Source organism: Polynucleobacter sp. 39-46-10, assembly GCF_002282275.1.
Map to the genome: position 1 here is coordinate 1 of NZ_NCJB01000111.1, position 7,592 is coordinate 7,592.

Consider the following 7,592-nt stretch of genomic DNA (forward strand, 5'->3'; position numbering starts at 1 on the left):
GATTGGATCATTGCTGAGTTCAAGAAAGAGCAAGGCGTAGATTTGAGTAAAGACGTATTGGCATTGCAACGTTTGAAAGACGCTGCTGAAAAAGCCAAGATCGAATTGTCATCTGCACAACAAACAGAAATCAATTTGCCATATGTAACTGCTGATGCAGGCGGTCCTAAGCATTTGAACTTGAAACTGACTCGCGCTAAGTTGGAGTCTTTGGTAGAAGAGTTGATCAACCGTACTGCTGGCCCTTGCTTAACAGCAATCAAAGATGCTGGCGTAAACGTTGGCGATATCGACGACGTGATTTTGGTTGGTGGTCAGACTCGTATGCCTGCTGTGCAAGACAAGGTAAAAGAGATTTTTGGTAAAGAGCCACGTAAAGACGTGAACCCAGACGAAGCTGTTGCTGTTGGTGCTGCGATTCAGGGCTCCGTATTGTCTGGCGATCGTAAAGACGTATTGCTCTTGGACGTTACCCCGTTGTCACTGGGTATCGAAACCTTGGGCGGCGTAATGACCAAGATGATTCCGAAGAACACAACTATTCCTACTAAGCATTCACAGGTTTACTCTACAGCAGAAGACAACCAACCTGCGGTAACTATTAAGTGCTTCCAGGGTGAGCGTGAGATGGCTGCGGCCAACAAATTGCTCGGTGAATTTAATTTGGAAGGTATTGCTCCAGCGCAACGCGGTATGCCACAAATTGAAGTGACTTTTGATATCGATGCCAATGGTATTTTGCACGTAGCTGCAAAAGACAAAACGACTGGTAAAGAGAACAAAATCACCATCAAGGCAAACTCTGGTTTGACTGAAGAAGAAATTCAACGCATGGTGAAAGATGCTGAAGCGAATGCTGATGAGGATAAAAAAGCATTGGAATTAGTCACAGCGCGTAACACTGCAGATGCTTTGGCGCATTCAACTAAGAAAGCTTTGGAAGAGCATGGTTCTGCTCTAGAGGCTTCTGAGAAAGAAGCAATCGAAGCTGCCTTAAAAGAATTGGATGAGGCCATCAAGGGTAGTGATAAAGCTGCCATTGAAGCTAAGACTGAAGCTTTGGGTAAAGCAAGTCAGAAGTTGGGCGAAAAGGCCATGGCTGCTGAACAAGCTAAAGCTGGTGGCGCTGCACCTGGCGCAGCTCCTGGTGGTGCGCAAGCAGCTGCTCCAGATGCTGACGTAGTAGATGCGGATTTCAAAGAAGTGGATGATAAGAAGTAATCCCTTCATTGAGAGCCATTTAACGTAGTTTAGAAGTACTTCAATAACAAGTCGGCCTCGAGCCGACTTGTGTCATTCAGGTTGTTGAGAGGAATTTTGTGCCTAAAAGTAAACGCGATTATTACGAAGTGCTTGGTGTTGCGAAAGGTGCCAGCGATGAGGAGCTAAAAAAGGCTTATCGGAAAATGGCGATGAAGCATCACCCTGATCGCAATCCCGATAGCAAAACAGCGGAAGCGCAATTTAAAGAAGTCAAAGAAGCGTACGAAACGCTGACAGATCCGAACAAGCGTGCTGCTTATGATCAATACGGTCATGCAGGCGTTGATCAGTCCAGTGGCTTTGGCGGTGGTGGTTTCGGTGGCGGTGGTTTTGCAGATGCCTTCGGTGATATCTTTGGTGATATCTTCGGCCAAGGTGGTGGACGTCAGTCTGGACCTCAGGTTTATAAGGGCGCCGATTTACGTTACAACATGGAGATTACTCTCGAGCAAGCTGCTGAGGGTTACACCACACAAATTCGGGTGCCAAGCTGGAGTGACTGCAAGCCATGTCACGGCACAGGCGCTGAGCCTGGAAGTAAGGCTGAGAGATGCACTACTTGCGATGGCCATGGCCAAGTTCGCGTTCAGCAAGGCTTCTTCTCAATGCAACAAACTTGCCCTAAGTGCCGCGGTACAGGCGAGTACATTCCGAAGCCATGTAAGACTTGCCATGGTAGCGGTAAACACAAAGAACAAAAAACACTTGAAATCAAAATTCCTGCGGGTATTGATGACGGTATGCGCGTGCGCTCAGTTGGTAACGGCGAGCCAGGTGTGAACGGCGGACCATCTGGTGATCTCTATGTTGAAGTCAGAGTAAAACCCCATAAGGTATTTGAGCGTGACGGTAGTGATTTGCATGTTCAGATGCCAATCTCTTTTGCTACTGCAACGATTGGTGGCGATATTGAAGTGCCAACGCTTTCGGGCCGCGTCGAGTTTCCGATTCCTGAAGGAACGCAAACTGGAAAAACATTCCGTTTGCGTAACAAGGGAATTAAAGGTTTGCGCTCTACGATGGTGGGCGATCTTTTCGTTCACGTTGCCGTTGAGACGCCGGTGAAGTTAACTGAAGAGCAGAAAAAATTACTGCAGAACTTTGATGACAGCCTGAAATCAGGTGGTGACAAACATAACCCTCATCAAAAGGGTTGGTTTGATGGCGTGAAGAGTTTTTTTAGTTAGCTAGTTATTAAAGCTTATCCAGCAAAGCCGTGTTCGGGTCCAGGAAATTTTCCGGATTTCACTTCTCGAACATAGGCTTTGACTGCGGCCTCAATTGAGGCATGATCATCCAAAAAGTTTTTTACAAACTTTGGTGGTTTTCCAGGGCTGATGCCCAACATATCTTGCAATACCAACACTTGTCCGGAGCAATCTGCACCTGCGCCAATTCCAATTGTAGGAATGGAAAGCGATTCAGTAATCAGCTTTCCTAATGAGGAGGGGATTGCTTCGAGCACAATCATTTGCGCGCCCGCTTGCTCGCAAGCAATCGCTTGTTCGAGCATTAAGCTTGCAGCATCTTTTGACTTACCTTGAACCTTATAGCCACCCAAGATATGAACAGACTGAGGCAGAAGTCCCAAGTGAGCACAAACAGGAACGCTACGTTCCACTAAATATTGAATGATGTCGATTTGCCAATCACCACCCTCAAGCTTCACCATATCTGCACCAGCCCGCATGAGTTCTGCAGCTGAATCCAAGGCTTGAACCGGATCACCATAACTAGCAAAAGGAAGATCTGCAATCACGAATGCATGGGTGTTAGCACGAGCTACACATTCGGTGTGATACGCCACTTGCTCAACCGTTACAGGGGTAGTACTTGAGTGACCTTGAATCACATTACCTAGTGAATCCCCAATCAGGATGGTATCCACCCCGCAGCGATTTAATAAGGCTGACATGGTGGAATCGTATGCTGTCAGCATAGAAATTTTTTCACCCTCAACACGCATGGAGAGGAGTTTAGAGATCGTGATTGGCTTTTCGCCTTGTAAGTAACCCATGGCGTGAGTTTAATGAATTAATGCGCTGATTGGCTATAAACGTCTTTTTCAGCACAATTACAGTTGCGGCAAGGGAGTTTTTCGATCCGCTGATCGGCTACATTGGGGAGATAAGCCTTGAGTTCACCCCAGTTGGGTAAAAAGAAATCCGGAGCAATCTCCAGTAAAGGCAGGAGAACAAAAGAGCGCTCAATGATTTTGGGGTGCGGAATAGTGAGTTCGGTATCCGTTTGGGAGACGCCCTCAAATGCCAGAATATCCAGATCAATTGTGCGAGGTGCATTGGTGTAAGGACGCTCACGGCCAAATTCTTGTTCAACTGCTTGGCAGACGTGTAGTAAGCCGTAAGGGCTTAATTGCGTTTCTATTTCAATGACTGCATTGATGTAGTCTCCGCCAGTAGCTTGAAATGGCGCGCTTTGATAGAAGCAGCTTTTGGCAACAATTTGAAGTTCGCAACGCTGCGCGAGGCACACAATCGCGTCAGTAATAAGTTGACGTGTGTCACCGATATTGCCACCAAATCCAATAAAAGCTCGAGCCATGCTCATCCCAAACAAGAGAAAAACTATAGGAGATTACCGAGCCTACTTTACTGAATTTTTCTTAAGTCTGCTTAGTCTGGTGAAGCTTCAGTTTGGATAGTGGCTTTAGGTTTTCTGCGGCGGCGTCGTTTTGCAGGGGAGGCGCTATTGCTAGCCTCATTCTTGACGCTGGCCATCAAGGCTTCCTGCCCTGCCGGGTCGGTGGCAATGAAGTCGGTCCACCATTGACCTAAGGATGGACTTTTCTCGCCGGTAGCGCAACGCAACAGCATAAAATCATAACCCGCTCTAAAGCGTGGGGATTCAATGAGGCGATAAGGGTAGCGTCCAACACGCTTTTCAAAACGAGGCTGCATAGACCAGATTTCTCTCATATCGCTTTCGAAGCGACGCTGGATCACCATGCCGCTACTTTGGCTCGCAATCGTCTCATCCATTGCATCATGCAATGCGGGGATGTTAGAAATCCCCTTAGCGATATTCTTTTTCCAATTGTTCAGCAAGTCTGGCCAAAGTAAGGTGGCAAATAAGAAGCCTGCTGAAACACTTTTGCCTGATTGAATACGTTGGTCGGTATTGGCAAGAGCAATACGTACAAAATCATTCGCCTCTTTAGAGGCTGCACTCTGATCCAGGATGTGATCCAGCAAAGGTAAAAGACCGTGATGCAATCCTGCATCCTTCAAGCCTTGAATTGCGGCCCATGAATAACCCGACATCAGTAGTTTAAGGATTTCGTCGAATAGGCGGGCTGATGGAACATCATGAATCAACTTACCCAATTTGGCGATAGGTGCGCTTGTCGCTGCATCCAAAGTAAAGCCTGTTTTGGCGGCAAAACGAATTGCACGCAGCATTCGAATGGGATCTTCGCGATAGCGTTTGGCGGGATCACCAATCATGCGTAAAGTTTTCTTCTGCATATCGGCCATGCCGCCGTGATAGTCGAGGACAGTCTCGGTAGCGGGGTCATAGTACATTGCGTTGATGCTGAAATCTCTCCGAGCAGCATCCTCGTGTTGGCTACCCCAAACGTTGTCACGTAGAATGCGGCCATTTTCCGCTACATGCTCGCCAGCGTTCTCCAATAAGGCTCTGAAGGTAGATACCTCAATAATTTCCGGTTGACCTTTGCCAAAGAAAGTGACGTGAACAATTTGGAAGCGACGACCAATGAGACGTGCTTTACGAAATAGCTTTTGTACTTGATCTGGTGTGGCATTGGTTGCTACATCAAAATCTTTAGGCCCAATGCCTAGCGCTAAGTCTCTCACTGCGCCACCAACGATAAAAGCCTCATAGCCGGCTTGTTGCAATGTCTGAGTTACTTTCACTGCATTTTTGGAGAGTAAATCTGGATTAATGCGGTGAGATTTTTTTGGAATTCTCTTGGGGGCGCCGGAGGTATGGGCGGCAGTGTGTCTGACCATAGGGTCACGACGCAAAATACGTTTAATAAATTTGGTAATCATGCAAACAGTTCAAGTATGGGCCAGTGGCGTTTCGTGGCTTCTTCACGCAGGCGGGTATCTGGATTGGTGGCAACAGGATTGCTGACTTTTTCCAGGAGAGGTAAATCATTCATTGAGTCCGAATAAAAATAACTTTGTGGCAACTGATCCAATGCGTGATTTTGAGTGGCAAGCCAATCGTGTACTCGTTGAATTTTGCCCTCTCGGAAACTCGGAATACCTTTGACTTCACCCGTGAAATCGGTGAAAGGGTTGTCATCCACGGTGGCAGGTTCAGTGGCCACAAGATGTTCTATGCCAAAACTCTCAACAATGGGTCTAGTAACAAAGCTATTGGTTGCAGTGACAACGCAGCAAAGATCGCCAGCATCTTGGTGGCGCTTCACAAGATCAATCGCCTCTTGACGAAGTTGACCAGTAATTACTTCGTGCATAAAAGCGTCATGCCATTCTTTGAGTTGCGCGCGAGAATGTTCTGAGAGCGGCTTTAATGCAAAGCGAAGGAATTCTTGGATGTTGAGTTTTCCATCCTTGTAATCTTGATAGAAGCGTTCGTTTTGCTGTGCGTAGTATTTACTATCCACCACGCCGATACGTGCCAAGAACTGGCCCCATTCGTAATCGCTATCGCAGGGGAGTAATGTGTGATCTAGGTCGAACAGGGCTAATTGGGTCACGAATTGAATATGAATTAATTTATTTTTGCTGCAACAGCTCTCTTACGAGAGGCAAGGTAACAGCACGTTTTGTTTCAAGTGAATAAGCATCCAAAGCATCAATCAAGGCCATGAGGTTAGGCATGTCGCGATAAAAGCGATTTAATAACCAAGGCAAAACATCTGGCGATAAAACTAAGCCGCGCGCTTGCGCCGCTTGTTGTAAGGCCTCCATTTTCTCATCATCTCCCAAAAGGTGAGTTTGAAAGATCAAACCCCATCCCAGGCGGGTGCGAAGGTCTTCTCTAAGCTTTAGTGCCCCTGGAGCAGCATTGCCAGCCATGAAAATATGCACCGCTTTGCTGCTTTGAATGGCATTCAGAATACGAAATAAAGAGGCTACCAAGCGCTCATCAAGTCGATCCACATCATCAACAGTAATGACAGAGGGTGCATCACTAGCGCAGAGGGAGGGTAGATTTTCCTCAAGGCGAACCCAGGAAATCGGTTCCTTAGGCGTAAGGGGGAAGTATTCCAAGCCTAAGTACTGAGCTGCGTTGCCGACGGCACTGAGTAAATGGGTGCGACCAGAACCCTCGGATCCCCACCAATAGATCCAGCGTTGATTCAAGGGATTCTCGCTAGCCAATCTTGGAGCATTCGCCTCCCAGGATTTAGCTAAGGCTACTAAAGCAGAGTGCAGCGCTAGATTTTCTCCAGCTAAAAAATTATTTAAACTGGGTTTGGGCGCATGACTGATGTCGAGCGCAAATTGCTTTGGTAGTGAAGGCTTATTCATTACTGCAGAAATTTACTTTTGATACCAAGAGCTTTGGGTATAGCGTGACCAGCCGTATTGGAGTAGAACTAAGCCGACTGCGCTCGTTGGTAATGCTAAAAGCACGCCAAAGAAGCCGAATAATTTGCCGAATAGTAACAATGCAAAAAGAACGGCAACTGGATGCAAACCAATTCGCTCGCCTACCAGGCGCGGCGTAAGAAAGAAGCCTTCAATAAATTGCCCAAGTCCGTATATCACCAAGACGCCAATGATTGCACCACCAGGACCGAATTGTAAAAGGGCTGCAAGGATGGCTAAGCTGAAGCCTAAGGTGATACCGATATAGGGGATCACAATCATGAGTGCAGTGAAGACACCAAATGCTACAGCGCCTTTAATCCCCACTAGAGTTAACCCAACGCTATAAAAAACAGACATGATGGAGATAACGATTAGCATGCCTCTAAGATATTGAGATAACAGACCATCAGCATGCATGATCAAATGATGAACCGTATCTTGTGCGCGAAGAGGTACGATTTTTTTAACTAGCTTAAAAAAATGATCCCAGTCGATGAGTAGATAAAACATCACAAACAGGATGAGAACCGCATTCACGAACCCAGTAATTACTGAGCTGCCAGACATCAGCACAGTCTCTAAGGTGGATGTCATTAGCGCATCGGAATTGTCATTCAGGTGAGTCGTAATTTTTTGGGTCGCACTGGATTTCAGGGTGCTCCAATCCACATTGATATTTAATTCACTCAACTTGGGTCCAAGCCAGGCTTGCGTGTTTTGGATCCAGTCTGGGAATTGGGCTCTAATGAGGGGAATCTCGGTTTTGAGGAGGGTTAT

Annotated in this window: 8 protein-coding genes; 2 read left to right on the plus strand and 6 right to left on the minus strand. The window is 46.8% G+C overall.

The features are described 5' to 3' along the window. Together B7X71_RS09825 and dnaJ are read left to right on the plus strand one after the other, a co-directional pair. Positions 1-1,221, plus strand: a 1,221-nt coding sequence (locus B7X71_RS09825) for an Hsp70 family protein (RefSeq protein WP_293600635.1), incomplete at its 5' end; no start/stop codon positions are given. Between the two features lie 98 nt (positions 1,222-1,319). Then, positions 1,320-2,450, plus strand: a complete 1,131-nt coding sequence (dnaJ, locus tag B7X71_RS09830; RefSeq protein ID WP_215301927.1) for a molecular chaperone DnaJ — start codon at positions 1,320-1,322, stop codon at positions 2,448-2,450. 14 nt (positions 2,451-2,464) lie between these two features. Here the strand turns inward: dnaJ and panB are convergent, their stop codons facing one another. The 6 genes from panB to B7X71_RS09860 all read right to left on the minus strand — a co-directional run. Further along, a complete protein-coding gene (gene panB, locus B7X71_RS09835) occupies positions 2,465-3,280 on the minus strand; it encodes a 3-methyl-2-oxobutanoate hydroxymethyltransferase (RefSeq protein WP_293600636.1) in 816 nt (271 codons plus the stop codon). 17 nt (positions 3,281-3,297) lie between these two features. After that, the gene (gene folK, locus B7X71_RS09840; RefSeq protein WP_215386634.1) at positions 3,298-3,825 is read right to left on the minus strand and encodes a 2-amino-4-hydroxy-6-hydroxymethyldihydropteridine diphosphokinase; all 528 of its coding nucleotides are present in this window, start codon (positions 3,823-3,825) and stop codon (positions 3,298-3,300) included. 71 nt (positions 3,826-3,896) lie between these two features. Beyond that, positions 3,897-5,297, minus strand: a complete 1,401-nt coding sequence (gene pcnB / locus B7X71_RS09845; RefSeq protein WP_293598318.1) for a polynucleotide adenylyltransferase PcnB — start codon at positions 5,295-5,297, stop codon at positions 3,897-3,899. Continuing rightward, entirely contained in the window at positions 5,294-5,974 is a 681-nt protein-coding gene (locus tag B7X71_RS09850) for an HAD family hydrolase (RefSeq protein WP_293598319.1), read from the minus strand. Before B7X71_RS09850 ends, pcnB begins: the two co-directional genes overlap by 4 nt. A gap of 19 nt (positions 5,975-5,993) precedes the next feature. Beyond that, positions 5,994-6,752: a DnaA regulatory inactivator Hda gene (gene hda, locus B7X71_RS09855; RefSeq protein WP_293598320.1), complete on the minus strand. Its 759-nt coding sequence runs from the start codon at positions 6,750-6,752 to the stop codon at positions 5,994-5,996. Between the two features lie 12 nt (positions 6,753-6,764). Continuing rightward, on the minus strand, positions 6,765-7,592 hold an 828-nt coding region (locus B7X71_RS09860), incomplete at its 5' end, for an AI-2E family transporter (RefSeq protein WP_293600637.1).

Bases quoted from the DNA above. Each gene is read 5' to 3' on its own strand.
- panB (WP_293600636.1), bottom strand. From the start codon at position 3,280: ATGGGTTACTTACAAGGCGAAAAGCCAATCACGATCTCTAAACTCCTC.
- folK (WP_215386634.1), bottom strand. From the start codon at position 3,825: ATGGCTCGAGCTTTTATTGGATTTGGTGGCAATATCGGTGACACACGT.
- pcnB (WP_293598318.1), bottom strand. From the start codon at position 5,297: ATGATTACCAAATTTATTAAACGTATTTTGCGTCGTGACCCTATGGTC.
- hda (WP_293598320.1), bottom strand. From the start codon at position 6,752: ATGAATAAGCCTTCACTACCAAAGCAATTTGCGCTCGACATCAGTCAT.